21 protein-coding genes and 2 tRNA genes are annotated in these 25,998 nt (G+C 68.7%); 7 read left to right on the forward strand and 16 right to left on the reverse strand.

Features of this window, described 5'->3' with window-relative positions; translation table 11 throughout:
- Positions 1-19: 19 nt before the first annotated feature.
- From ileS to IEX49_RS14275, 5 genes are all read right to left on the reverse strand, one after another.
- Positions 20-3,472, reverse strand: a complete 3,453-nt coding sequence (gene ileS / locus IEX49_RS14255; RefSeq protein ID WP_188806818.1) for an isoleucine--tRNA ligase — start codon at positions 3,470-3,472, stop codon at positions 20-22.
- Between the two features lie 279 nt (positions 3,473-3,751).
- Positions 3,752-4,318, reverse strand: a complete 567-nt coding sequence (locus tag IEX49_RS14260) for a hypothetical protein (RefSeq protein ID WP_188806819.1) — start codon at positions 4,316-4,318, stop codon at positions 3,752-3,754.
- Between the two features lie 21 nt (positions 4,319-4,339).
- Positions 4,340-5,125 carry an SDR family oxidoreductase gene (locus IEX49_RS14265; RefSeq protein WP_188806820.1) on the reverse strand — a complete coding sequence of 262 codons (786 nt, stop codon included), beginning with the start codon at positions 5,123-5,125 and terminating at the stop codon, positions 4,340-4,342.
- A 19-nt stretch (positions 5,126-5,144) separates the two neighbouring features.
- The gene (locus IEX49_RS14270) at positions 5,145-6,665 is read right to left on the reverse strand and encodes an FAD-binding oxidoreductase (RefSeq protein WP_229672734.1); all 1,521 of its coding nucleotides are present in this window, start codon (positions 6,663-6,665) and stop codon (positions 5,145-5,147) included.
- Complete coding sequence (locus IEX49_RS14275; RefSeq protein WP_188806821.1) at positions 6,662-7,183, reverse strand: DUF488 domain-containing protein; 522 nt, start codon at positions 7,181-7,183, stop codon at positions 6,662-6,664. Before IEX49_RS14275 ends, IEX49_RS14270 begins: the two co-directional genes overlap by 4 nt.
- Before the next feature lie 94 nt (positions 7,184-7,277).
- On the opposite strand from IEX49_RS14275, the gene valS reads away from it, so the two are divergent.
- Together valS and IEX49_RS14285 are read left to right on the forward strand one after the other, a co-directional pair.
- Entirely contained in the window at positions 7,278-9,959 is a 2,682-nt protein-coding gene (valS, locus tag IEX49_RS14280; RefSeq protein WP_188806822.1) for a valine--tRNA ligase, read from the forward strand.
- A 100-nt stretch (positions 9,960-10,059) separates the two neighbouring features.
- Positions 10,060-10,416 (forward strand): DoxX family protein, encoded by a 357-nt coding sequence (locus IEX49_RS14285; protein WP_229672735.1) that lies wholly within the window; start codon positions 10,060-10,062, stop codon positions 10,414-10,416.
- Between the two features lie 53 nt (positions 10,417-10,469).
- Here the strand turns inward: IEX49_RS14285 and IEX49_RS14290 are convergent, their stop codons facing one another.
- From IEX49_RS14290 to IEX49_RS14315, 6 genes are all read right to left on the reverse strand, one after another.
- Positions 10,470-11,117 (reverse strand): mycothiol-dependent nitroreductase Rv2466c family protein, encoded by a 648-nt coding sequence (locus IEX49_RS14290; protein WP_188806823.1) that lies wholly within the window; start codon positions 11,115-11,117, stop codon positions 10,470-10,472.
- 124 nt (positions 11,118-11,241) lie between these two features.
- A complete protein-coding gene (gene clpX, locus IEX49_RS14295) occupies positions 11,242-12,555 on the reverse strand; it encodes an ATP-dependent Clp protease ATP-binding subunit ClpX (protein WP_188806824.1) in 1,314 nt (437 codons plus the stop codon).
- A 219-nt stretch (positions 12,556-12,774) separates the two neighbouring features.
- A complete protein-coding gene (locus IEX49_RS14300) occupies positions 12,775-13,455 on the reverse strand; it encodes an ATP-dependent Clp protease proteolytic subunit (protein ID WP_308421954.1) in 681 nt (226 codons plus the stop codon).
- A 67-nt stretch (positions 13,456-13,522) separates the two neighbouring features.
- A complete protein-coding gene (locus IEX49_RS14305) occupies positions 13,523-14,119 on the reverse strand; it encodes an ATP-dependent Clp protease proteolytic subunit (RefSeq protein ID WP_188806854.1) in 597 nt (198 codons plus the stop codon).
- A 316-nt stretch (positions 14,120-14,435) separates the two neighbouring features.
- A complete protein-coding gene (gene tig / locus IEX49_RS14310; RefSeq protein ID WP_188806825.1) occupies positions 14,436-16,178 on the reverse strand; it encodes a trigger factor in 1,743 nt (580 codons plus the stop codon).
- Positions 16,179-16,285: 107 nt separating this feature from the next.
- Positions 16,286-16,359 (reverse strand) — tRNA-Pro (locus IEX49_RS14315).
- Positions 16,360-16,566: 207 nt separating this feature from the next.
- On the opposite strand from IEX49_RS14315, the gene IEX49_RS14320 reads away from it, so the two are divergent.
- The 3 genes from IEX49_RS14320 to IEX49_RS14330 all read left to right on the forward strand — a co-directional run bounded on the left by IEX49_RS14320 (position 16,567) and on the right by IEX49_RS14330 (position 17,804).
- Positions 16,567-16,640 (forward strand) — tRNA-Gly (locus IEX49_RS14320).
- A gap of 104 nt (positions 16,641-16,744) precedes the next feature.
- Positions 16,745-17,146 (forward strand): ArsR/SmtB family transcription factor, encoded by a 402-nt coding sequence (locus tag IEX49_RS14325; RefSeq protein WP_188806826.1) that lies wholly within the window; start codon positions 16,745-16,747, stop codon positions 17,144-17,146.
- Position 17,147: 1 nt separating this feature from the next.
- Complete coding sequence (locus tag IEX49_RS14330) at positions 17,148-17,804, forward strand: SRPBCC family protein (RefSeq protein WP_188806827.1); 657 nt, start codon at positions 17,148-17,150, stop codon at positions 17,802-17,804.
- A gap of 50 nt (positions 17,805-17,854) precedes the next feature.
- On the opposite strand, the gene IEX49_RS14335 is transcribed toward IEX49_RS14330, so the two are convergent.
- On the reverse strand, positions 17,855-18,883 hold the full coding sequence (locus tag IEX49_RS14335; RefSeq protein ID WP_188806828.1) for an SDR family oxidoreductase: 1,029 nt from the start codon (positions 18,881-18,883) through the stop codon (positions 17,855-17,857).
- Between the two features lie 99 nt (positions 18,884-18,982).
- On the opposite strand from IEX49_RS14335, the gene IEX49_RS14340 reads away from it, so the two are divergent.
- A complete protein-coding gene (locus IEX49_RS14340; protein WP_188806829.1) occupies positions 18,983-19,987 on the forward strand; it encodes a helix-turn-helix transcriptional regulator in 1,005 nt (334 codons plus the stop codon).
- Positions 19,988-20,052: 65 nt separating this feature from the next.
- Here IEX49_RS14340 and IEX49_RS14345 read toward each other — a convergent pair whose 3' ends face one another.
- Both IEX49_RS14345 and IEX49_RS14350 read right to left on the reverse strand, forming a co-directional pair.
- Positions 20,053-21,030: an Fpg/Nei family DNA glycosylase gene (locus IEX49_RS14345; protein WP_188806830.1), complete on the reverse strand. Its 978-nt coding sequence runs from the start codon at positions 21,028-21,030 to the stop codon at positions 20,053-20,055.
- A gap of 14 nt (positions 21,031-21,044) precedes the next feature.
- Positions 21,045-21,518: a ribose-5-phosphate isomerase gene (locus IEX49_RS14350; RefSeq protein ID WP_188806831.1), complete on the reverse strand. Its 474-nt coding sequence runs from the start codon at positions 21,516-21,518 to the stop codon at positions 21,045-21,047.
- A 249-nt stretch (positions 21,519-21,767) separates the two neighbouring features.
- Here IEX49_RS14350 and pepN point away from each other — a divergent pair, with 249 nt between their 5' ends.
- Complete coding sequence (gene pepN, locus IEX49_RS14355) at positions 21,768-24,383, forward strand: aminopeptidase N (RefSeq protein WP_188806832.1); 2,616 nt, start codon at positions 21,768-21,770, stop codon at positions 24,381-24,383.
- A 38-nt stretch (positions 24,384-24,421) separates the two neighbouring features.
- On the opposite strand, the gene fdhD is transcribed toward pepN, so the two are convergent.
- Complete coding sequence (fdhD, locus tag IEX49_RS14360; RefSeq protein ID WP_188806833.1) at positions 24,422-25,309, reverse strand: formate dehydrogenase accessory sulfurtransferase FdhD; 888 nt, start codon at positions 25,307-25,309, stop codon at positions 24,422-24,424.
- A gap of 57 nt (positions 25,310-25,366) precedes the next feature.
- Positions 25,367-25,998: transposase (locus IEX49_RS14365; RefSeq protein WP_188806834.1), on the reverse strand; the 632-nt coding region annotated here is incomplete at its 5' end.

Here is a 25,998-nt window from a genome sequence, read left to right on the forward strand (position 1 = left end):
TTCTTGCGGTCCTTCATGCTCACGCGTCACTTCCGGTCGAGACGGAGGCGGCGGCCTTGGCCACGGCCACCTGCACGGTCTTGGTCGCATCGTCGGCGGGGTCCTGGCGCGGATCCGCGGCCCCGGAGTCCTCCAGCACCAGCTCCACCGTCAGGGTCTCCCCGGAGACGAGGTCACGGTGCACATCCACGGCCTGCACGACGGCGGCCGGTCCCGTGATCACGGTCCGCACCCGGTCCGAGACCTCCAGTCCGGCGTCCTTGCGGGCGGCCTGGACGGCCCGGATCACGTCGCGCGCCGTGCCCTCGGCGGCCATGTCCGCCGGAACCGAGGTGTCCAGCACCAGGAAGCCGCCGGGCACCACGGTGACCGCGCGCGATGCAGCCGCGGCGCCGGCGTCGGCCGCTCCGACGGTGGTCTCGAGGGAGTACTCTCCCTCGATGAGCGCGATGCCGCCCGAGACGACGGTCCCGTCCTCGGCCACGGACCAGTCACCGGACTTGGCACCCTTGATGGCGACCTGGACCTGCTTGCCCAGGCGCGGGCCGGCAGCACGGGCGTTGACGGCCAGGGACTGGCTGATGCCGAAATCGGTGGCGGACACCTCGGCGGCGTCCTGCAGGTCCACGGACTTCAGGTTCAGCTCGTCCATGATGATGTCCGTGTAGGCGCCGGCCAGGCCGCCGGCATCCGGCACCACCACGGTCAGGGACTGCAACGGCAGCCGCACGCGGCGCTTGGCTCCCTTGCGCAACGAGGAGCCGGCCGAGGCGATGCGGCGGACGGTCTCCATGCGTTCGACCAGGGCCTGCGCCTCCGCCTCCGAGGCGAAGCCGGCGAAGAACGGCGCGGCATCCGGGTAGTCGGTCAGGTGCACCGACCGGCCGCCGGTCAGTCCGCGCCAGATCTCCTCGGCCACCAGCGGCATCAACGGCGCCGCGGCCCGGCAGAAGGCCTCCAGGGACGTGTACAGCACGTCCAGCGCCTGGGTGTCCTCGTCGAAGAAGCGCTGGCGGGAGCGGCGGACGTACCAGTTGGTCATGGTGTCCATGTAGACGCGCAGGGCGTCGGTGGCGTCGGAGACCTCGTAGGAGTCGAGGCCGGCCTTGACCTCGCGGAGCATGCGCCCGGTGGCGGCCAGGATGTACTGGTCCAGCGGGTCCGTGGACTCATAGCGGAACGCGGCACGGTAGCCGTCCGGGCGCTCGGTGCCGTCCGCGGCCCGGCCGCGTGCCGAGTTCGCGTAGAGGCTGAAGAAGTGCCACACGTTCCAGGCCGGCAACAGGACCTGGCGGGTCGCCTCCCGGATGCCCTCCTCGGTGACCACCAGGTTCCCGCCGCGCAGGATGGGCGAGGCCATCAGGAACCAGCGCATGGCGTCGGAGCCGTCCCGGTCCAGGACCTCGGAGACGTCCGGGTAGTTCTTCAGGGATTTGGACATCTTCTGCCCGTCCGAGCCCAGGACGATCCCGTGGCTGATGACGTTGGAGAACGCCGGGCGGTCGAACAGGGCGGTGGCCAGCACGTGCATGGTGTAGAACCAGCCGCGGGTCTGACCGATGTACTCCACGATGAAGTCGGCCGGATTGTGGGTCTCGAACCACTCCTTCGAGTCGAAGGGGTAGTGCACCTGGGCGTACGGCATGGAGCCCGAGTCGAACCAGACGTCCAGCACGTCCTCCACGCGGCGCATCACGGCCCCGGCGGCGGCGGCCTCCGGGTCGGGGTGCGGCCGGGTCAGCTCGTCGATCCAGGGACGGTGCAGGTCCACCTCGCCCTGATCGTTGCGCGGCAACCGCCCGAAGGCCGCCTCGATCTCGGCCAGCGAGCCGTAGACCTCCTGGAGCGGATACTCCGGATGGTCCGACTCCCACACCGGGATGGGCGAGCCCCAGTAGCGGTTGCGGGAGATGGACCAGTCCCGGGCGTTCTCGAGCCACTTGCCGAACTGCCCGTGCTTGACGTTGGACGGGATCCAGTTGATGTCCTCGTTCAGCTCGACCATGCGGTCCTTGAACGCGGTGACGGAGACGTACCAGCTGGTGATGGCGCGGTAGATCAGCGGCGTCCGGCAGCGCCAGCAGTGCGGGTAGGAGTGCTCGTAGGAAGCCTCCCTGAACAGCTTCCCGGCCGCCTTCAGCGCCCGGATGATGGTCCGGTTGGCCTCGAAGGCCTGCACGCCGGCGATGTCCTGGAGCACGCCGCCGCCCCGGTTCACGTCCCCGAACAGGGGCAGGAAGCGCGCGCCCTCGTCCACGGAGAGGATCACCGGGATGCCGTGGGCCTCACAGATCCGCTGGTCGTCCTCACCGTAGGCGGGGGCCTGGTGGACCACTCCGGTGCCGTCCTCGGTGGTGACGTAGTCGTCCACGAGGATCTGCCACGCGTGCTCGGTGCCATAGGTCTCCACATCCGTGAAGTACGTGAACAGCGGCTCGTAGGCCAGACCGCCCAGCCGGGAGCCCAGGTAGGTGCGCTGGACCGCCTCGGTGGCGGCGCCGGCGTCGGGATAGCCCAGCTCCTTGGCGTGCGCCCCCAGCAGTTCCTGCGCCAGGAGATACGAGGATCCGGCGATGTCCTCCGCCGCCTCCGGTCCGGCGGGGACCACAGCGTAGGTGATCTCCGGCCCGACGACGAGTGCCTGGTTGGTCGGCAGGGTCCAGGGGGTGGTGGTCCAGGCGAGCACGCGCACCCCGGTGAGCTGAGCCGCCAGCTCGGCGTCAGCGCCGCCGTCGGGCGTGGTCGCCGGGTCCGCGGCCAGGCCGGTGATCGGGAAGGCCACGGTGACCGAGGGATCCTGGCGGGACTTGTAGACGTCCTCGTCCATGCGCAGTTCGTGGTTGGACAGCGGGGTCTCGTCCTGCCAGCAGTAGGGCAGGACCCTGAAGCCGCGGTAGGTGAGGTCCTTGGAGTGCAGGTCCTTGAACGCCCAGAGCACGGACTCCATGAACTCGGGGTTCAGGGTCTTGTAGTCGTGCTCGAAGTCGACCCAGCGGGCCTGCCGGTTGACGTAGTCCTTCCACTGGTCCGTGTACTTGAGCACGGAGGCGCGGCAGGCGTCGTTGAACTTGTCGATCCCCATGGCTTCGATCTGGGCCTTGTCCGTCATGCCCAGCTGCTTCATGGCCTCGAGTTCGGCGGGCAGCCCGTGGGTGTCCCAGCCGAAGCGGCGCTCCACCCGGCGGCCCTGCTGCGTCTGGTAGCGGGCCACGAGGTCCTTGACGTAGCCGGTCAGCAGGTGGCCGTAGTGGGGCAGGCCGTTCGCGAAGGGCGGGCCGTCATAGAAGACGAACTCGTTGCCGGAGCCGTCCTCGTGGGTGGCCGGCCGTGCGTCGATGGAGGCCTGGAAGGTGCCGTCCTCGTCCCAGTACTTCAGGACGCGCTCCTCGATCTCCGGGAAACGCGGGGAGGAGGGTGTGCCGGACTGGGCGTTCGGATCCGAGCTGGCGAGGGGGTACACGGGCGTTGCCATCCTTGCAGGGGTCGACTGTGGTGCTGTCTGGTCTTCCTGCAAGGACGCCTGGCGTTGTCCTCGAGCTCCGGCGCGGAGATCAAGGACGACGGCGGCGCGGTACCACCCTGCTTGCCGTCCCGCTCCCCGGTGGTCCCGTGAGGCGAGATCGGCCGCTCATGACTGCTGTGACGGGCTTACCCGTCCGGGTCTACTGGGGCTGGCGCGTGCCGTGCCTGTTCTTCCGGAAGCTCGCCGGTGATGGCCGGGTCAGTGCTGTTGGTGCTGCTGGCGTTGATTCTACGCTCTTTTCTCGCTCATCTCGCCTGCGGCGCCTTTCCCGTCCTGCCCGCTCTTTCTCGGAGAATCGTCGAAGTAGTCGATCAGCGCGGTCCCCATCCCGGCGAGGACGGCGTAGGTGGCCCGCGGCCGCTTCGCACCCAGCCGGGCGATCAGATTCTCGGACCACTCGTCCGTGACCGAGGTCAGCCACATGGAACCGGCCATGAGCCCGCCGAAGAGGGCCCCCGTGACCACGGGGGCGCCGAGGCGCCGAGCCCGGGACACCTCCGCGCGGGGTTCGCCCTGCACCGCGGCCTCACGCTCGAACTGGTCCCGTTTCAGGATCAGACCACCGGTCACCACCGCGGCAGCGATGCCGCCGGACCACAGGGCCAGGGGCTTGCGCGGGATCTTCCACAGGGGGAAGGCGGAGACGATCCCGGTGGCGGCACCCAGGCCGAGAGCCTTCCGGAGTCGTGGGATGTCCACACCGTGGTGGCCAGTGTCCGTGGTGCTCACCGCGCCGCTGTCCCTGCTGGCGTCCAGGCCCGCGGCGGTCGGCTGGTCTCGGTGCTGTCCTGCCATGCTGGAGTTCCTCACTTGGTCCTACGTCGTTCTGATGATCTTGAAGTTGGCCGCCTGCGCCACGGGCCGCAGCACGATCTGGTCCAGGTTGACGTGGTGGGGCACCGAGACGGCATAGGTGCAGACATCCGCGACGTCCTCGGCGGTGAGGGGCTTCTCCACCCCCGCGTAGACACGGTCCGCCGCCTCCTGGTCTCCGCCGAGGCGGTTCAGCGTGAACTCCTCCGTGTGCACCAATCCTGGCAGCACCTCGACCACCCGGATGTTGTGGTCCACCTCCTCGAGGCGCAGCGCGCCGACGAGTCCGTGCTGGGCCATCTTCGCTGCGTTGTACCCGCCGCCGCCCTCATAGCTGGCGAGCGCCGCCGTCGAGGTCAGGACCAGCACGGTGCCGTGACCGGTGGCGCGGAGCAGGGGCAGGAACGCCTGGGTGGTGTTCAGGGTGCCCTGCACGTTGACGCGGTACATCCAGTCCCAGTCCCCCGCCCGGCCATCCGCCACCCGGTCGGTACCCTGCGCGCCGCCGGCGATGCACAGCACGGTGTCCACTCCCCCGCCGTCCTCGACGACCTGGCGTGCCCTGGCCATCTGCTCGGCGTCCGTGACGTCGGCGGGCACCGGGATGATGGTGCCGGTGCCCGCGGGCACCGCCTCGGCGAGGGACTCGAGCCTCTCGGCGCGGCGGGCCACGGCGTAGACGGTCCAGCCCTCAGCCGCGAGTTGAGCGGCGGTGGCCCGGCCGATGCCGGAGGAGGCCCCGGTCACGACGGCGGCGCGGTTCGGTCGGGTGTTCTTCTCACCTGTCATGGCACCACTCTATTCACGCTCAGAGTTCGGCGAGTTGTTTGCCGGGATTGAGAATGCCACCGGGGTCCACCGCGTCCTTGATCGACCGGTGCAGCCGCCGGCTCCCCTCGTCCAGTTCCCGGGGCAGCCAGGCACGCTTCAGCGATCCCACCCCGTGCTCGCCGGTGATGGTGCCGCCCAGCTGCAGGCCGATGTCCATGATCTCCTCGAACGCCTCATGGGCCTGACGGGTGGAATCCGGGTCCTGCGCGTCGAAGAACACGGACGGGTGGACGTTGCCATCACCGGCATGGGCGACCACGGCGATCATCAGGCCGGTCCGTTCACGGATGGTCTCCAGACGGTCGTAGAACTCGGGCAAGGCCATCCGTGGCAGGCAGACATCGTCCAGCAGCTGTCCGCCGCCGTGGGTCTGCGCATGGCGTTCGAAGGCCGGCTGGGCCATCCGCCGAGTGGCCACCAGGGCGTCGCTGTCCTCTGGATCCGTGCTGAACGCGACGTCCAGGGCGCCGTGGTGTTCGGCCGTCGCGGCGAAGGCAGCCACCTCCTGCTCGGCGGCCTCCCGGTGCCCGTCCCCGTTGGACTGCATCAGCAGCAGGGCTCCGGCCTCCGCATCGAGTCCGAAGTCACCGAACTCGTTGAGGAGCGTGATGGCATGGCGGTCCAGGGACTCCAGCATCGAGGGGCGGGCGCCCGTGGCCATGAAAGCGGCCACGGCGGAGGCGGCCGCGCGTTCCGTGGGGAAGGCCGCCACGGCCGTCAACGGGGGCGGCAGCAGCGGCACCAGCCGCAACGTGACCTCCACGACGACGCCCAGGGTCCCCTCCGAGCCGACGAACAGGCCGACGAGGTCCAGTCCGGCCACTCCCTTGGCCGTCCGGTGCCCCAGCCGCGTCAGCGTGCCATCAGCCAGCACCACCTTGAGTTCCCGGACGTAGTCCCGTGTCACCCCGTACTTCACGCAGCACAGACCGCCGGCGTTCGTGGCCACGTTCCCGCCGATGGAGCAGATCGCCACCGAGCCGGGATCCGGCGGGTACGCCAGACCGTGGGGCACGAGGGCCTCCTTGAGGGTCTGGTTGATGACCCCGGGTTCCACGGTCACCGTCTGCTCGCCGGTGTTGATCTCCAGGATCGAGTCCATCCGCTCGACGGAGAGCAGGATGCACCCGTCCACGGCGTTCGCACCACTGGAGATGCCGGTACGGGTGCCCTGGGGCACCACCGGGATACCGAGCCGGGACGCGAACCGCAGCGTCGCCTGGACGTCCTGGACGGAACGGGCCCGCACCAGGGCCAGTGCATCGCCCACCGCGCCGAAGGGTGCCTGGTCCGCGGCATGGCCCGCCACGACGCCCGGGTCGATGCTGACGGCGCCCGGGGTGAGCTCAGGTCCCAACTCGTTGACCAGGCGCCGCGCCAGCTCCACCCGGTCAGTGCGCTCGGCCCCGGCCGGTGCGGAGCTGGTCATGCTGTGACCGAGGTTGGTGCTGTTGCCGGTGCCGGTGCTGGTGCTGGTGCCGGTGCTGGAGGGGTTCATGATGATGGGTCCTTCTCGTGGGACTGACGGCGTTGATGGCGTGGCTGGTCTGTGCCGCTGCTCTTGTCCTGAAGGAACCGGCACAGCACCACCGCATGGTTGATCTCGGGGTCCTTGGCCGCATACAGGAGCACAAGGTCCTTCGCGCCGTCCTTGCGGGAGTCCGCCCAGCGTTCCAGGAGCGCGTCGACGGCCGGTGCGCCGCCGTCGTCGGGCTCTCCATGGTCTCCAGGGCGTCCCGTGGCCTCCAGCTCGGCCTCGTAGCGCCGGGTGAAGTCCGCGAAGCGGTCAGGATCGTGGTGGAAGTCCTTGCGGGCTTGGTTGGAGGGGGCCACGGACTTGCACCATTCGTCCAGTTCGAGGTCTGCCTTGGCGATCCCCCGCGGCCAGATCCGGTCGACCAGGACCCGGTAGCCGCCGTCCGGGGCCTCGTAGACGCGGCGGATGCGGATCTGCGGCGGGGTGCTGCCGTGCTGACTGCCGGAATTGGTGCCGGCCCTGCTGCGTGAGGTGGACATGGCCCCACGGTAGGCGGGGATCCCTCGACCCGCCATCACGCCGTCCCGCGTGACCGGTTCGGAGAGCCGGAAGGCCCGTGGGACAATCGGGACCATGGCTGAACAGATCCCGGGCACAGACACGCCCGCTTCCACCACCGCGTCCACCAGTCCTGCCGTGACCGTTCCGGACCGCCCCGCCCTGGAGGGGCTGGAGGACAAGCTCTCCGACCGGTGGAGGGCCGAGGGCACCTATGCCTTCGAGGCCGACACCACGCGGGAGCAGGTCTACTCGATCGACACCCCGCCGCCGACCGCCTCCGGATCGCTGCACGTGGGGCACATGTTCTCCTACACGCAGACCGACGTGCTGGCCCGCTACCAGCGCATGAACGGCAAGAACGTCTTCTACCCCATGGGCTGGGATGACAACGGCCTGCCCACGGAACGCCGCGTGCAGAACTACTACGGCGTCCGCTGTGATCCGACCAAGCCCTACATCCCGGGGTACCAGCCGCCGGAGAAGCCCGCGAAGAACCAGCGGGACTGGGACGTGGTCTCCCGCCGCAACTTCATCGAGCTGTGCGAGGAACTGGCCGTCGAGGACGAGAAGGTCTTCGAGAATCTGTTCACGCGGCTCGGCCTGTCCGTGGACTGGTCCCTGACCTACCGGACGATCGACGACACCTCCCGCGCCGTGTCCCAGCGCGGCTTCCTGCGCAACCTGGCCTCCGGGGACGCCTACATGGCCGAGGCCCCCACGCTGTGGGACGTCACCTTCCGCACCGCCGTGGCCCAGGCCGAACTTGAGGACCGCGAGGTGCCCGGCGCCTATCACCGCATCCCGTTCTTCACCGCGGCCGGTGAGAAGGTCTTCATCGAGACCACCCGTCCCGAGCTGCTGCCGGCCTGCTCGGCCCTCGTGGCCCACCCCGACGACGAGCGGTACCAGCCGCTGTTCGGCCAGACCGTGACCTCTCCGCTGTTCGGGGTCCAGGTCGAGGTCAGAGCCCACGGGCTCGCCAAGCCGGACAAGGGCTCCGGCATCGCCATGGTCTGCACCTTCGGCGACCTCACCGACGTCACGTGGTGGCGCGAACTGAACCTGCCGACCCGCACCGTGGTGGGCCGCGACGGCCGCTTCCACGCCGAGACCCCCGAATGGATCACCAACGAGTCGGGCCGCGCCGAGTACGAGAAGCTGGCCGGCAAGACCGTGTTCTCCGCCAAGGAGACCGTGGTGACCGCGTTGACCGAGGCCGAGCTGGTGGACGGCGAGCCGAAGAAGATCACCCACCCGGTGAACTTCTATGAGAAGGGCGACAAGCCGCTCGAGGTGATCTCCTCCCGCCAGTGGTACATCCGCAACGGCGGACGGGACGCCGAACGCCGCGAGAAGCTTCTCGCCCGGGGCCGCCAGTTGTCCTGGCATCCCGAGTTCATGCGCTCCCGCTATGAGAACTGGGTGGAGGGTCTCAATGGCGACTGGCTGGTGTCCCGCCAACGGTTCTTCGGTGTGCCGATCCCGGTCTGGTACCCGCTCGACGCCTCCGGCGAACCGGACTACGAGCATCCGATCGTGCCCGCCGAGGACCAGCTGCCGGTGGATCCGGTGGCCGAGGCCGCTCCCGGCTACGACGAGACCCAGCGGGACGTGCCCGGTGGCTTCACCGGTGACCCGGACGTGCTGGACACCTGGGCCACCTCCTCGCTGACCCCGCAGATCGTCGGGCGCTGGAGCCGGGACGAGGAATTCTTCGGCAAGGTCTTCCCATTCGACCTGCGGCCCCAGGGCCACGACATCATCCGCACGTGGCTGTTCTCCACCGTGGTCCGGGCCGAGGCCCTGAACGACTCGGTGCCGTGGAACCACACCGCCCTGTCCGGTTGGATCCTGGATCCGGACCGGAAGAAGATGTCCAAGTCCAAGGGCAACGTGGTGGTCCCCACCGATGTGCTGGACGAGTACGGTTCCGACGCGGTCCGGTACTGGGCGGCCTCCGCCAAGCTCGGCGCGGACACCGCCTATGAGGTGGCGCAGATGAAGATCGGCCGACGGTTGGCGATCAAGCTCCTCAACGCCTCGAAGTTCGCCCTGAACCTCGGTGCCTCGGTGGACAACGTGGTGCGCTCTGCCGACGATGCCGCGGTCATCACCAACCCGCTGGACAAGGCCCTGATGGTCCGCCTGTACGACACCGTCCAGCAGTCCTCGCGGGCCTTCGAGACGTACGACTACGCCCGGGCGCTGAACCTGACGGAATCCTTCTTCTGGCAGTTCACGGACGACTACGTGGAGCTCATCAAGGACCGCGCCTACGGCGGCCACGGCGAGGCCGAGCAGGCCTCCGTGCTGGCGACCCTGGCGACCACGCTCGACGCCCTGCTGCGCTTGCTGGCACCTTTCCAGCCCTTTGCCACGGACGAGGTCTGGGGCTGGTGGCGGACCGGCTCCGTACACCGTGCCCCGTGGCCGGGCCGGGCCGAGGAGATCGCCGGCATCGAGGCCGCCTCCGCCGGCGCCACCGCCGACGTGCTGGCCGCGGTCGCCCTCGCCCTCGGTGGCATCCGGAGGGCCAAGTCCGAGGCGAAGGTGAAGCAGCGCACCGAGGTGCTCGCCGCCGTCGTCACCGCCCCGGAGAACCGCCTCGGTTCTCTGCGCGGCGGGCTCGCCGATCTCAAGGCCGCGGGCAACGTCCGCGAACTCACGCTGCTGGCCGGGAATCCGGACGGGGAAGCCGACATCGAGGTCTCCCAGGTGGAACTGGCTGCACCCGAGGAGGTCCCGGCCTCCTAGCGGCCGGTCACGGACAGCAGAGCCGCCGTGGGGACTCGTCCACCCACATGCTGGGCCTGAGCGCCGACGCCAGCGGTCGACCGGCGGTACGCTGGGCGGCATGACACCACCGATCGTGATGGCCACGGCGCTGGCGGGCATGGGCGTCCTGCACTTCGCGCGGCCTCGCGCCTTCGACGGACTCATCCCTCGCGCCCTACCCGGCTCAGCCCGTCCCTGGACCTACGGTTCGGGCGTGGCGGAACTGGCCGTCGCCGGACTCCTCGCCGTGCCGGCGACCCGACGCGCGGGCGGCCGGGGCGCGCAGGTGCTCTTCCTCGCCGTGTGGCCCGGGAACTTCTACCACGCGTGGCGTGCCCGGAAGGCGACACCCGGGATCCGGGCTGTCACGCTGGCACGGCTGCCCTTGCAGATCCCGATGATCCGGGCCGCGGGACGCATCGCCAGCGGGCGCTGAACCCGCCCGCTGCGCACCCCAGCCAGCCTCCGGTCAGTTGAACCGGACGAGGGTCAGTCGAACTCGGGGCTGGTGGTGCGGGACCGCTTGATCTCGTAGAAGTAGGGGAACCCGGCGAGGGTCACGGAGGCATCGAAGAGCCTGCCGGCCTCCTCGCCGCGCGGGATGCGGGTCATCACCGGCCCGAAGAAGGCGGTGCCGTTGAAGGAGACCACCGGCGTGCCGACGTCGTCCCCGACCTTCTCGATGCCTTCCGCGTGGGAGGCCCGCAGCGTCTCGTCCAGCACATCCGTGCGGGCCGCCGCGAGGATTTCCTCGGTCTCCAGACCCAGCTCCTCCAGGGCCCCGCGAACGGCGACCTCGAAGTCCTTCTGGCCCTCGTTGTGGATGCGGGTGCCCACGGCCGTGTAGAAGGCGCCGATGGCCTCGTTGCCGTGACGCTCCTGGACTTGGGTCGCGGCTCGAGCGGGTAGCCATGCCCGGTCAAGCATGGAGCGGTAGCCCTCGTCCAGGTCCTGGTGCTCATTGAGGACGGACAGGGACATGATGCGCCAGTTCACCGTGATGGGGCGGACCTTCTCGACCTCGAGCATCCAGCGGGAGGTGATCCAGGCGAACGGGCAGACGGAGTCGAACCAGAAGTCGACGGTCTGGGTTTCGGTGGCGATCGACTCGTTCGTGGACTCAACGGTCTGGGTCATGATGGATGCCTCCTGAGCTTCCGCCAGGTGGGGCCGGCGGCACGGTGGTATAGGGGGTGTGCGGACTGCCCCGGACATGACGGGGCCTATGGGTGACAACCGGTCATCCGCCGGGGATATTCCGTCAGGCCGACTTGGTGCGCCGCTTGCGCTGCACCTCTCTGGAGATCAACGTGGGTTCCGTCCCGTCCCGGACCACGTCCCCGGTGATGACCACGGTGGCGATGTCATCCCGGGAAGGCAGGTCGAACATGACCGGCTTGAGGACCTCCTCCAGGATGGAGCGCAGCCCACGGGCGCCAGTCCCCCGCTCCTCGGCCTGCTCGACCACCGCATCCAGGGCCTCATCCTCGAACTGCAGCTCGACGCCGTCCATGAGGAACATCTTCTGGTACTGCTTCACCAGGGCGTTCCGGGGCTTGGTCAGGATGTTGACGAGCTGTTCGTGGTCCAGGTTGTCCACCGTGGTGATGACGGGCAGCCGGCCGATGAACTCGGGGATCAGGCCGAACTTCAGCAGGTCCTCGGGACGGACGTCCGAGTAGGACACGTCCCGCTTGCCGATGGTGTTGATCGGCGCGCCGAATCCGATGCCCTTGGAACCCGCACGCGAGGAGATGATCTCGTCCAGTCCGGCGAAGGCACCGGCCACGATGAAGAGCACGTTCGACGTGTCGATCTGGAGGAATTCCTGGTGCGGGTGCTTGCGACCACCCTGCGGCGGGACAGCGGCGGTGGTTCCCTCCAGGATCTTCAGCAGGGCCTGCTGGACCCCCTCGCCCGAGACATCCCGGGTGATGGAGGGATTCTCGGACTTACGGGAGATCTTGTCGATCTCGTCGATGTAGATGATGCCCTGCTCGGCCTTCTTGACGTCGTAGTCAGCGGCCTGGATGAGCTTGAGCAGGATGTTCTCGACGTCCTCGCCCACATAGCCCGCCTCTGTCAACGAGGTGGCATCCGCCACGGCGAACGGCACGTTGAGCTTCTTGGCCAGGGTCTGGGCGAGGTAGGTCTTGCCGGATCCGGTGGGGCCCACGAGGAGGATGTTGGACTTGCCGACCTCCACGTCCGCCAGTTCGTCGGTTTCCTCGGCCGAGCGGTCGGCGAACGAGTCACTCTTGGCCTGCGTGGACTGCTGCCCGGAGCGGATGCGCTTGTAGTGGTTGTACACGGCGACGGCGAGGGACCGCTTGGCATCGGGTTGGCCGATCACGTACTCCTCGAGGAAGTCATAGATCTCCCGGGGCTTGGGCAGTTCGACCTCGGCGGTCTCCGCGACCTCGGAGAGCTCCTCCTCGATGATCTCGTTGCACAACTCGATGCACTCATCGCAGATGTAGACGCCGGGTCCGGCGATCAGTTTCCGGACCTGCTTCTGGCTCTTTCCACAGAATGAGCACTTGAGCAGGTCGGCGCTTTCACCGATGCGAGCCATGCGGGAATCTCCTCGATTGGGTCGGGCCTCCAGACGTAGCTGCCCGGGGTACTGCCATTACAGCTTAGGGGGTGGACACGTTAGGACGGTGGATTGCAACGGCGGCCCACACCAGACGTGACAGAACACGTCCAGGTGCGGGCCGCCGTCGGGCGATACCTGGTCCCCGGCGATCCCTGCCACCGCTCACACGGTCGCAGGTCCGCCCGCCGGACCGGATCAGTTGGAGAGCTGCGGACGGGTGATCTTCCGGGATTCGAGGACCTCGTCCACCAGGCCGTAGTCCTTGGCGCCCTGGGCCGAGAGGAACTTGTCCCGGTCGATGTCCTGGCGGATCTGCTCGGCCGACTTGTTGGTGTGCATGGCGAGCGTCTCCTCCATCCAGGTGCGGATGCGCAGCAGTTCCTCGGCGTGGATCTGCAGGTCCGTGGCGGTGCCACGGTCTCCACCCATGGACGGCTGGTGGATCAGCACGCGGGCGTTCGGCAGGGCCAGGCGCTTGCCCGGTGCTCCGGCCGCCAGCAGCACGGCCGCGGCCGAGGCCGCCTGTCCGAGGCACACGGTCTGGATCTCGGGACGGACGAACTGCATGGTGTCGTAGATCGCGGTCATCGCGGTGAACGATCCACCCGGGGAGTTGATGTACAGGGTGATGTCCCGCTCCGAGTCCATCGACTCCAGCACGAGCAGCTGGGCCATGATGTCATCAGCGGAGACGTCGTCCACCTGCGATCCGAGGAACACGATGCGGTCCTCGAACAGCTTGGCGTAGGGATCGTTGCGCTTGAAGCCGTAGGGCGTGCGCTCCTCGAACTGGGGCAGGACGTAACGGTTGCTCGGCGCCGACTGACCGGCACCGGAGGGCATTCCGGTCGGTGTTCCCGTGGTGAAGTGGTTCATGTCTGATTTCTCCTGGGCGAAGGGTCTGTGGGGTGGGGAGGACTGTCCTGGGGCGGCCGGAGCCGGATCAGGAGTTGTCCACGCCACCGCCGCCGGACACGGTTCCGGCACGTTCGGCGATGTGGTCGAAGAACCCGTACTCCAGGCCCTCCGCTGCGGTGAACCACTTGTCCCGCTCGTTGTCCTTGAGGATGGTCTCCACGGTCTGGCCGGTCTGCTCCGCGGTGAGCTCGGCCATGACCTGCTTCATGTGCAGGATCAGCTGCGCCTGGATGCGGATGTCCGACTCGGTGCCGCCGATGCCACCGGAGGGCTGGTGCATCAGGATGCGTGCATGCGGAGTGGCATAGCGCTTGCCCGGGGTGCCCGAGGACAGCAGGAACTGGCCCATGGAGGCGGCCATGCCGGTGGCGACGGTGACCGTGTCGTTCGGGATGTACTTCATCGTGTCGTAGATCGCCATGCCCGCGGTGATGGAGCCGCCCGGGGAGTTGATGTACAGGTAGATGTCCTTCTCCGGGTCCTCGGCGGAGAGCAGGAGCATCTGGGAGCAGATCGCGTTGGCGTTCTCGTCCATCACCTCGGAGCCCAGCCAGATGATGCGTTCCTTGAGCAGACGGTTGTAGATGTAGTCCTCGCGGGCCGCCGGATCAACCGACGCCATACGGGGAGCAGTGGACGATGCGGACATGGCGCCCTGCCTTCCTTCAGATGGACTTCACATGCGCTGACGGCACCTGGTGGTACACGTCCGGCCTTGGTCTTGGATCGAGACTACTGTCCAACGGCGCCGCCCGCGCCCTCCTGACCCGGCTGTTCGCTGTTGGCGTGGATGGACGACGACGGCAGCGGCCTCCCTGGTCCGGTCGCCAAAACGCCCGGGCCGACCACGCATGGTGCATGGTCGGCCCGGGCGTTCGACTCCCGCTGCGGCCCATCCGGTGGGGATCAGTCCCGGCGGGCGGCCGGCGGTTCGGCGATCACTCGGCCGTGTCTGCGTCCTTGGCCTCGGCGGCCTTCTTGGCGGCAGCGGTCTTGGCTGCGGCGGTCTTGGCCGGGGCCTTCTTCGCCGGAGCCTTCTTGGCTGGGGCCTTCTCCTCGCCCTCGGCCTCGGCCTTCTTGGCGGCAGCGGTCTTGGCCGGAGCCTTGGTGGCGGCCGTCTTCGCAGCGGTCTTGGCCGGAGCCTTCTTGGCCGGGGCCTTCTTCGCCGGAACCTTCTCGGCGTCCGCCGCTCCCTCTGCCTCGGCCTTCTTGGCGGCGGCGGTCTTGGCCGGAGCCTTCTTCGCCGGGGCCTTCTTGGCGGGGGTCTTCTCTGCCTCGGCCGGGGAATCGGCTGACGGGGCGGAATCCGCAGAGTCCGCAGAGTCAGCGGAGTCGGCAGACTCGGCAGAGTCTGCGGAGTCGGCCGAGGCAGCGCCGTCTTCGCCACCCGGGGTGACGAAGGCGGTCAGGTCCACGGTGTTGCCGGCGGTGTCGGTGACCACGGCGTACTCAAGGACCTTGGCGAGGGCCTTGCGGCGGCGGACCTCACCCATGATCATCGGCACCTGGCCGGCCTGGTCCAGCATCTGGGCGAATTGGTTCGGGTCCATGCCGTACTGCTGGGAGGTGGAGATGATGTACTCGATCAGCTCGCCCTGGTCCACGCCGACCTCTTCGGCGTCCGCGACCTTGTCGAGGATGATCTCGTTGCGGAAGGCCTCGCGGGCGTTCGACTCGACCTCGGCGCGGTGCTCCGGGGTGTCGTGCTCGTCGCCTTCGGAGTGACCCTGCTGGGAGAAGTGCTGTTCGATCTGCTCGTTGACCACGGAGTCCGGGACCGGCACCTCGACGAGCTTCACGAGCTCCTCGAGGACCTTGTCACGGGCCTCGATGCCCTGGCCGGTGACGGCGCCCTCGGCGGCCTTCTCCTTCAGGTCGGCCTTGAGCTCGTCGATGGTGTCGAATTCGGAGGCCAGCTGGGCGAAGTCGTCGTCGGCCTCGGGCAGCTCGCGCTCCTTGACGCCGCCGAGGACGACCTTGACGGTGGCCTTCTCACCGGAGTGGTCGCCACCGGCCAAGACGGTCTCGAAGACCGCGTCTTCACCGGCGGACAGGCCTTCGAGGGCCTCGTCCATGCCGTCGAGCATGGTGCCGGCACCGACCTGGTAGGACAGATCCTCGGCGTGGTCGACCTGCTCGTCCCCGACCGTGGCGGTCAGGGTGATGGTGACGAAGTCATCCTTGGCGGCGGGGCGCTCCACGGCCTTGAGGGTGCCGAAGCGGGAACGCAGCTCGTCGAGGGCCTTCTGCTCGTCCTCCTCGGACGCGGCGGCCGGCTCGACGGTGACCTTGAGTCCCTTGTAGTCGGGCAGCTCGACCTGGGGACGGATGTCCACCTCGACGCTGAACTTCAGCGGGCCCTCGGCCTCACCGTCAACACCGGGCATGGAGGTGACCTCGACCTCGGGGCGGGCCATCGGGGTGGTCTCGGTCTGGGCCAGGGCTTCCTGGTAGTAGTCGTTCAGGCCCTCGTTGACGGCCGTCTCCACCACGTAGCCACGGCCGACCCGCTGGTCGATGAGGCGCGCAGGAACCTTGCCCTTGCGGAAGCCGGGGACCTGGATCTGGTTCGCCACCGTCTTGTAGGCCTGGTCCAGGCGCGGCTTGAGGTCCTCGAAGGGGACCTCGACGTCCAGCTTGACCCGGGTCGGGCTGAGGTTTTCTGCGGTGCTCTTGACCACGTGGGACTCCTGTGTGGATTGATCGTCTCGTCTATATGGCGCGGATGGGCCCGGCCGTCGGGCATCCGGTGAATCAGGCCGCCCCGGCAAGCGGGGCGACCATGACGTCGGGGTGACAGGATTTGAACCTGCGGCCTCACGCTCCCAAAGCGCGCGCTCTACCAAGCTGAGCTACACCCCGCAGACGGCCCTGGCCATTTCTGGCCAGAGACCAGTGTACGCATGACGGCCCCATACTCCGCATTTCTGCGACATTCAAGCCCCGGCTGAACCTCTGCGCCGCGCCGACGTGAGTCTGTTTTGCTGCTCACACGGACTGCTTGATAGGATCAACTTCGCTGCGTTCGACTGATGACCCCTGCGGGTCATCCATCCCGGCCGGCACCGTGGGGATGTAGCTCAATGGTAGAGCCCCAGTCTTCCAAACTGGCTACGCGGGTTCGATTCCCGTCATCCCCTCCACCGCAACACGAAGGCCCCGGATCCGTCCGGGGCCTTCGTGTTTAAGGCTCGAACGTCATTGGTTAAGCCTTGACTTATATAAGTCTCGCTGCAAGCATGGATTCATGCACGCTCTCGATGTCCTGGGTGACCCCGTCCGGCGCCGCATCCTCGAGATGCTGGCCGGGGGCGAACTCAGCGCCGGAGAGGTCGGCACCCAGGTGCAGGCCGAATTCGGGATCAGCCAGCCGGCGGTCTCGCAGCAGTTGAAGGTCCTTCGTGATCACGGGTTCGCCACTGTGCGGCCCGAGGGCACGCGCCGACTCTATGCAGTGGACCCCCAAGGGCCCCGGGAGGCCAGCGACTGGCTGAGCCCGTTCGAGCAGTTCTGGCGGCCGAGGCTGGATGCCCTGGGGACTGAACTGGCCCGAGGCAAGCGCCAGCGGAGGCAGGCGGCGGAGCGTGCAGCAGCGGAGACCACCGCGGACGTCACCGAACACCATCATCCATCCCATCAGGAGTCATGACATGGTCGATATCCAGAATCAACTCTCCGCTGTCACACGCGGACTCTCCCTCGAGGACCGGGACGGCGAACCCTCACACGTCCAAACGCTTGAGCAGACCTACCCGGCAGGGCTCGAGGACGTCTGGGAGGCGGTCACCACGGCCGATCGCATTGCCCGCTGGTTCCTGCCGGTCAGCGGCGACCTCGGCCTCGGCGGCCAGTACCAGCTCGAGGGCAATGCCGGCGGCACCGTGCTCGAATGCGACCCACCCGCGGACGGCACGGCACGCTACCGGATCACCTGGGAGTTCGGAGGGGGCGTCTCGTGGGTGACCGTGCGGCTGGCCGCCGAGGGTGACTCGACGCGATTCGTCCTCGAACACGTCTCCCGCGCTGCAGACCTCCCGGAGGGGATGTGGGACACCTACGGCCCCGGTGCCACCGGGGTGGGCTGGGACGGCGGCCTGTTGGGCCTGGGATTGCACCTCGGGGCCGTCGAAGGCTCCCTCTCGCCCCAGGAGGCCGAGGCCTGGGCCGTCACCGAGGAGGGCAAGCGTTTCTATCGCGGCGCTGCTGACGGCTGGGCTACCGCCCACATGGCCGCCGGCGCGGATCCCACGGTGGCCGCCCGTGCCGCTGACGCCACCTACGGCTTCTATACCGGGTCGGACGCCTGATCCGGTGCCCCGGGGCTGCCAGTCCCGGGGCCGCCCAACCCGGCCCCGCCTCACCGATAGTCCTCCACGGCCAGGTCCGCGGACGGCGTCGTGTCCATCGCGGCGATGAACCCCCAGGCGTCCGGCCGGGAGCCGTCCACGTCAGTCACGCCGTAGTGCCGGGCCAGCTCGAAGGAACTGACGGACCGGGTGTTCCACTGATCCCGCTGCGGATCGGCCGCCAGCTCCACGATGCCGCGGGCGAGCAGGGCGGGGGTCTCCGAGATCACGAACTCGTAAGGCGGGACCACGTCGGTCTTCCCGCGGTTGGCTGCCGCCGCCTCGCGCCAGGTCTGCTCGGTGACGCCGAAGGCATCCAGCATCATCTCCGAGCGCAACCATCCGGCTGAGACGGAGACCGCCGTACCCCCGTGTGCTTTCAGCTCGTGTCCCTCGGCGAAGGCCAGCCGGTCGACAGCGGTCTTCGCGAGGTCCAGGAACACGGTCTCCCGGAAGTGGCCCTGGTTGTAGTCCCGGGTCCCGTCGGTCGTCTCCACCACCAGGGCCCCGGGGTGGCGGATCAGCAGGCCCAAGGCGGCGTGGCTGGTCAGCAGATGGGTGCGGAAGCCGGCGTCGAAAAGCCGCATACCGTCGTCGAGGTCGTACTCCCACAGCGGGATGCCGAACTCCACGTAGGCCTCTCCTCCGATGTCGTTGATAAGGATGTCCAGCCGGCCCTGCTCCCGGTCGATCCGCGTCACGAGTTCACGGACGGCGCTCACGTCGAGATGGTCCACGACCACGGCATGGGCCGTCCCGCCCTCAGCCCGGATCAGGCCGGCGGTCTCCTCGACCGTTTCCGGCCGCCCATAGTCCGAGGGTCGGCCAGCCGTGGACCGGCCCGTGCAGTAGACGACCGCCCCGGCCCGGCCCAGTTCCAGGGCGATGGCCCGGCCGGCACCACGGGTGGCCCCCGCCACCAGGGCGATCCTCCCTTGCAGGACCCGGGGGCGTTGCCCTGCCGACTCCGTTGCTCCCGTTCGTTCGGTTGGTTCTGCCGGACGTGTTCCGTCCGTTGGTTCGGCTGGTTTCATCGCCATGGCTGTCTGCACTCCGTTTCTCGCGTTCGATCAGTGCCTGCGCTTCCATGCTTCCGCCTATTCATGACATCCCATGTCGTCAATCGGTTAGATTGCCTCATGCGCACCACCCGGCTGTTGGCGATCATGATGGACCTGTCACGCCGTCAACAGACATCCGTCCGGCAGCTCGCCGACCACCACGGGGTCTCCACGCGCACCATCCAACGGGACCTGACGGCGCTGCACCAGCTTGGCGTCCCAGTGTGGACCCGCACGGGCCCCGCCGGCGGGGTCGGGTTGGTGGAGGGGTGGTCCTCACCCGTCACCGGGATGACGGCGTCCGAGCTTCAGGCGCTGCTGATCGGCGAGGCCGGATCCCGCGATCTTGGTCTGCACCCGCACTTCGAGACCGCCCGGCTGAAGATGCTGGGCACCAGGACGGCCCGGGATCCGGGCATCGGCTCCGTCAACGAGCGCTTCCTCATCGACCATGAGCGGTGGTTCGCCGAGCCGGAGCGGCCCGCGTTCCTGCCGCTGGTCTCCCAGGCGGTGTGGTCCGGTCGGCGACTGATCATCGACCACAGCCGGGGGTTCCGCTTGGTCGACCCGCTCGGCCTCGTCCTCAAGACGGACGTCTGGTACCTCGTGGCGGCACATCGTCGCCGGCCGCGGACCTATCGCCTGTCCCGCATTGTCTCCGCCGAGATCCAGGCAGAGGCGGCGTGGCGGCCGGAGGGCTTCTCCCTCGCGACCTACTGGGAGGCCAGTCGAACCTCCTTCGAGGCCTCCGTCCAGAGCCTTCCGGTCCGCCTGTCCGTCCCGCTGGCGTCCCTCGAAGCCCTGCGGGCGGCCGTCCCGGGGCCGGGCATCGACGCGGCGCTGGATTCCGTGCGCCAAGAGGAGGGCGACCGGCTGGAGCTGGACCTGCTCATGGAGCACCAGGACATCGCCGTGGCACAGCTCCTGCAGGTTCCGGGCATCGAGGTGCAGGAGCCTGCGGCCGTGCGGGAGGCGTTGTACCGCCGCGGCGCAGAGCTGGTCGCCCGGAACCGCTCCCCCGATCCCGGCGATAGTCCCGACAGTCCCGACGATAGTCCCGACGATCCTGAGAATTCCCGCTGATCATCACCGGGAATTCTCTCGATCACCGGGAATCGCCGCCCTCCACCCGTCAGTCGCCCCGTCGTTCACCCCGCGACCTGACAGCCCGGGCACCAGAAGAGCTTGCGCGCCTGCATCTCGGCCAGCCGGACCGTGGACCCGCAGACCCGGCAGTCCATCCCGTCCCGCTGGTACACGTAGTACGCGTTGTCCGGCCACACCGGAGCCGCGTGGCCGCGCTCATCCTTCGAGCTGCGGTGCTCGGGGCGCGTGGTGATGATCTTGCCGTCCCGGACGCCGTCGTTCATCAACGCCACGAGATCCTGCCAGAGGGCACTGCCTGCCTCCCGCCCCAGCGCCCGCCCCGGCAGGTACGGGTCGATCCCCTGCCGGAACAGGGACTCGGCACGGTAGATGTTGCCCACCCCGGCCAACACGTTCTGGTCCATGAGCAGCTGACCGAGCGCCACCCCGCGGCCGGACACCCGCCGCAGGAACTCCTCCGGCCCGGTGCCGGGCACCAGCGGGTCCGGTCCCAGGCGGGCGACGACGGCGGCCGCCTCGGGCGGCGTGATCACCTCGCACGCGCTCGGGCCGCGCAGATCCGCCCACCCGTGGGCGGAGACCAATCGGACGCGGACCTGGCCCACCGGTGCCGGTGGGCCGGCGTACGCGGGTGCGGCGCCGGCGTCGTGCGCTGGGGTGTGCGGTGCCGTGTCCGCTGCCGTGTCTGCAGGTGCCGCCGGAGCGTCAAAGGTGTCCGTCTCCCCCATCCTGCGTGGCGCGCCGATGCTGGAGGCCCCGCGGAACGTCTCATCGCCGCCGAAGCTCCAGGCACCGTAGAGGCCGAGGTGGACGCGGAGGACGAGAGCGGTGCCGGAGTCCTGTTCGAAATCCAGGAACAGGTGTTTGCCGTGGGCCCGCGCCGCCGTCAGCGTGGCCCCGTCGATCAGGCGGGCGCCGGCGGCGAAGCGGCCCTGCGGGGAGCTCACCCGCAGGCGCTCACCGGCGAAGACGTCGGAGAACTGCCGGGCGAGACGGTGGATCGAATGGCCCTCGGGCATGGGTCAGGCCGCCGTCAGCTGACGATCTCGCGGGTCTGCTCGTAGTGCGCGATCTTGCCGATGCGGCGCACGTGGCGCTCGTCGCCGGAGAAGGGCTCCGCCAGGAAGGCCTCGATGATGGCCGTGGCCTCCGCCAGGGAGTGCTGCCGGCCGCCGACGGCGATGACGTTGGCGTCGTTGTGCTCACGGGCGAGCCGGGCGGTGTCCAGGTTCCAGGCCAGGGCGGCGCGGATGCCGCGGACCTTGTTGGCGGCGATCTGCTCGCCGTTGCCGGAACCGCCCAGGACGATCCCGAGCGCCTCCACCCCGGACTGCTGGTCCACCACCACGGCGGCGGCCGCGTTGATGCAGAACGCCGGGTAGTCATCCTGCGGGTCATAGGACTGGGGTCCGTGGTCGACCATCTCGTATCCGGCGGCCGTGAGGTGCTCGATGAGGTGGGCGCTCAGCTCGAGGCCGGCGTGGTCGGTGGCGATGTGCACGCGCATGGGTCTGCTCCTGCTGTCGGCATCTGGCGGATTCTCGTCCGGCCGTGGCGATGCGGTGGGATACGGTCGGGACCAGCGACCAGCCTACCGGGGCGGTTCCCCTACCCGCAGGGGTGTGTCCGGTGGCACAATATTCCCTGGACCGGTTATCCAGCATTCGCTTCACACCGGGGTGCCTGCTGGTCCTGTCCGCCCGATGGCATCCGCACCGCCGTCGTCACTGTCCGTTCCCGATCGACCGGAGGCCCCGTGCCCACTCTGAACATCACCCGCACCGAGGCCGCGGAGCGTGCCGCAGCCCTGAGAGTCGACTCCTACGAGATCGACCTGGACCTCACGCTCGACGGCGAGCACTTCCGCTCGGCGACCACCGTCACCTTCTCCGCGGCGGAGGCGGCGGTGGGCACCAGCACGTTCATCGACTTCGTCTCCACCCAGGCGCCGACCGTCACCCTCAACGGAGAGGTCCTGCCGGCGGAGGCCTTCGACGGCACCCGCATCGCCATCGGACCGTTGGCGGCCGAGAACGTGCTGATGGTGGACGGGCTGGCCGACTACATGAACACCGGTGAGGGCCTGCACCGGTTCGTGGATCCGGTGGACGGGGAGACGTACCTGTACTCGCAGTTCGAGGTCCCGGACTCCCGCCGCATGTTCTCGGTCTTCGAGCAGCCGGACCTGAAGGCCACGTTCGCCTTCACCATCACCGCCCCCGATCACTGGGCCGTGGTCTCCAACTCCCCCACTCCGCAGCCGGCCCCCGCCGAGGGCGCGCGGGACGGGGTTTCCACGTGGACCTTCGAGCCCACCCCGCGGATCTCCTCCTACATCACCGCACTGATCGCCGGTCCCTACCGGTCCACCCATTCGGAGCTGACCAGCTCGGACGGCCGGACGATCCCGCTGGGCGCCTACTGCCGCGCCTCGCTGTTCGAGTACCTGGATGCCGAGAACATCTTCGAACTGACCCGCCAGGGCTTCGAGTTCTATGAGGCCCAGTTCGGCACCCCGTACCCGTTCGCCAAGTACGACCAGCTCTTCGTGCCGGAATTCAACGCCGGTGCCATGGAGAACGCCGGCGCCGTGACCTTCCTGGAGAACTATGTCTTCCGCTCCACCGTCACCGAGGCCATGGTGGAACGCCGCGCCATCACGATCCTGCACGAGCTGGCCCACATGTGGTTCGGCGACCTGGTGACCATGAAGTGGTGGAACGACCTCTGGCTCAACGAGTCCTTCGCCGAGTTCATGTCCACGCTCTCCGCCGCGGAGAACACCCGCTACACCGGGGCCTGGACCACGTTCTCCGCGATGGAGAAGAACTGGGCCTACAAGCAGGACCAGCTGAGCACCACGCACCCGATCAAGGCCGAGATCCGGGACCTGGACGATGTCCTGGTCAACTTCGACGGCATCACGTACGCCAAGGGTGCCTCCGTGCTGCGCCAGCTCGTGGCCTGGGTGGGCCAGGAGAACTTCATGGCCGGCGTCCGCGCGTACTTCGGCAAGCACGCCTGGTCCAACACCGAGCTGCCGGACCTGATGCGCGAGCTCGAGGCCTCCTCCGGCCGCGACCTGGCCGAATGGACCCGGCTGTGGCTGGAGACCTCGGGGGTGAACACCCTGTCCGTGGAGGTCGAGACCGCCGGGGCGTCCGGCTCCGGCACCACTGACGGCGGAATTCCCGACGCCGGCGCCATCACCTCCCTGCGCCTGCGCCAGTCAGCACCGGGAGACCACCAGCCAGGGGACGCCGTACTGCGTCCGCACCGCATGGCCGTGGGCTTCTACTCCGCCGACGACTCCGGACGGCTGGTGCGCGCCCACCGGTTCGAACTCGATGTGGCCGGCGAGGTCACCGAGATCATGGAAGCAGCAGGCCAGCGGCGCCCGGACCTGATCCTGCCGAACGACGACGACCTGGCCTACGCCAAGATCCGCCTGGACGACGCCTCCTGGGCCTTCGTGTCCACCCACCTGAAGGACGTGGCGGAGTCCCTGCCGCGCACCCTGCTGTGGGGTGCCGCCTGGGACACCGTCCGTGACGCCGAGGCCACGGCCGGCTGGTTCACGGACCTGGTGCTGACCAATATCGGCCACGAACGCGATTCCTCCGTGGTGCAGACCCTGCTGCGCCAGCTGGCCACCACGCTGTCCCAGTACGCCGCGCCCGAGCACGCTGTGCAGTTGCGTGTTTCCGCTGCTGACCGTCTGCTGGACCTGGCCCGGAATGCCGAGGCGGGCTCGGACAACCAGCTTCAGTTCATCAAGGCGTTCGCGGCGGCGGCCCGCTCGGAGCGGCAGCTGCACACGCTGGCCGCCCTGCAGGCCGGCACCGAGTCACTGGACGGGCTGGACCTGAACACGGACCTGAAGTGGGAGATGCTCACCGGGCTCGTGGCCGGGGGCCGCGCCGGTGAGGCGGAGATCGCTGCCGCGGAGGCCGCCGATGCCACCGCCACCGGTGCCCTGGCGGCATCCCAGGCTCGCGCCGCGGTGCCCACCACCGAGGCCAAGCGCACGGCGTGGGACCAGGTGGTGAGCGGGGAACTGTCCAACATGACCCAGCGCAACGTGCTGCTCGGCTTCAACCGCGTGCACGATCCGGCCCTGTTGGCCCCGTTCGCCGCCGAGTTCTTCGCGGGTGTGGAGGAGCTGTGGGCCTCGCGTTCGCACGAGATGGCGGAGTCCGCGGCGATCGGGCTGTTCCCGGGTGCCCAGGTCTCCCAGGAGACCATTGACGCCGCGAACGCCCTGGTGGAGCGCTCGCGGGGCACGCAGGCCGCCCTGTCCCGCACGGTGGCCGAGTCCCGCGACGAGATGGTCCGCGCCCTGGCCGCACGCCAGGCGGACGCCGCTGGCTGACCCCACCCCTGACAACTGGAGGTCGAAAGCGCCCCACGCTACCGGCGTGTCGCCAGCGTGTCGGGTGCACTTTCGGCCTCCAGTTGCTCTGCGGGGTCGGGGAGGATCCGCTGCTCCCCGGCGTAGATGACGAAGCGGTCACCGCGGACGAAGCCGGCCAGCGTCATCCCGGCCTCACGGGCCAGGTCCACCGCCAACGACGACGGCGCGGAGACGGAGGCGAGCATCGGCACCCCGGCCATCATGGCCTTCTGGGTGAGCTCGAAGCTGGCCCGGCCGGAGACCATCAGGGCATGCCCGGACAGGGGCAGCATTCCTTCCAGCAGGGCCCAGCCGAGGACCTTGTCCACGGCGTTGTGGCGGCCCACGTCCTCACGCACCGCCACCAGTTCGCCCGTCGCGGTGTTGAACAGGCCGGCGGCGTGCAGCCCCCCGGTGCGGTCGAAGACCTTCTGCCGCTCGCGCAGCACCTCGGGCATCCGCAGGATGAAGGACTCGGTGACCTGCATCGGGTCGCCGTCCACGGGGAACCGGGACTGGGTGCGGACGTTCTCGATGCTGGTCCGCCCGCACAGGCCGCAGGCGCTGGACATGAGCACCTGGCGTTCCATCTCCGGCGCCGGGGCCTGGACTCCGGGCCGCAGGACGACGTCCACGGTGTTGTCGGTCTCCTCCGCTCCCGGGCCGAAGTCGCGGCCGCAGTACCGGACGGAATGCACCTCGTCGGCGGCCCCGATCAGCCCCTCGCTGAGCAGGAAGCCGACGGCCAGGGAGAAATCCTCCGTGGGCGTGCGCATCGTCACCGCCAGCCGCCGGCCGTTCACCCGGATCTCCAGGGGCTCCTCGGCCGCCAGCACGTCCGCCCGGGCGTCACGCTCCCCGGCTTTGACCCTGACCACGCGGACCCGCGATTCACTTCGTGCCATGCCTCCATCTTCGCCCCCGGCCCGCTTTCAGTCGACTTCGGGACTCTTCTATGTCTGTCAAGCCGCGGTCGGGACTGTGGCTGAGGTGTTGAGGGTCCGGTAGACGCGGCGGGCTAGGTAGCGTTTGATGCAGCGGCGGATTTCCTTGTCGGTGCGTTGCTCGTTCCGTCGTTTCTCCACGTATTCACGGGTTTCGGGGTCATGGGTCATCCTGGTGACCGCAACCATGTGCAGGGCGCTGTTCAAGGACCTGTCTCCGCCTCGGTTCAGTCGGTGCCTGACGGTATTGCTTGACGAGGCCGGGATGGGATTCACTCCGGCCAGGGATGCGAATGCTGCCTCGTTGCGGACTCGGTCTTGGTGGGACCATGCGGTGAGGCACTTCGCCGCGCTGATCGCTTTGAAGCCCTTCTCCTTCAGCAGGGGCGCGGCGTCGCTGGCCTTGATGAGTTCATCCAGCTGCTTCTCGTTGGCCGTCAGCTGTGCCTCGAGGTCCAGGATGTGTGTGGCCAGCCGGATGGCCTCAGCACGGGCGATCGAGAGGGACAGCTCTTCCTGGCGGGCCCGCCACCGGGAGGCTGTGGTGATCTGGGTGCCGGTGAGCTTTCTGCGGGCATCGAGGCCCAGCTCGTTGGTCCGCGCCAGGGCGGTGAGCGCGTTGATCGATCGGGTGCGGTCCTTGCTCATCG

This window comes from Citricoccus zhacaiensis, from assembly GCF_014645315.1.
GTDB classification, from domain to species: Bacteria; Actinomycetota; Actinomycetes; order Actinomycetales; family Micrococcaceae; genus Citricoccus; species Citricoccus zhacaiensis.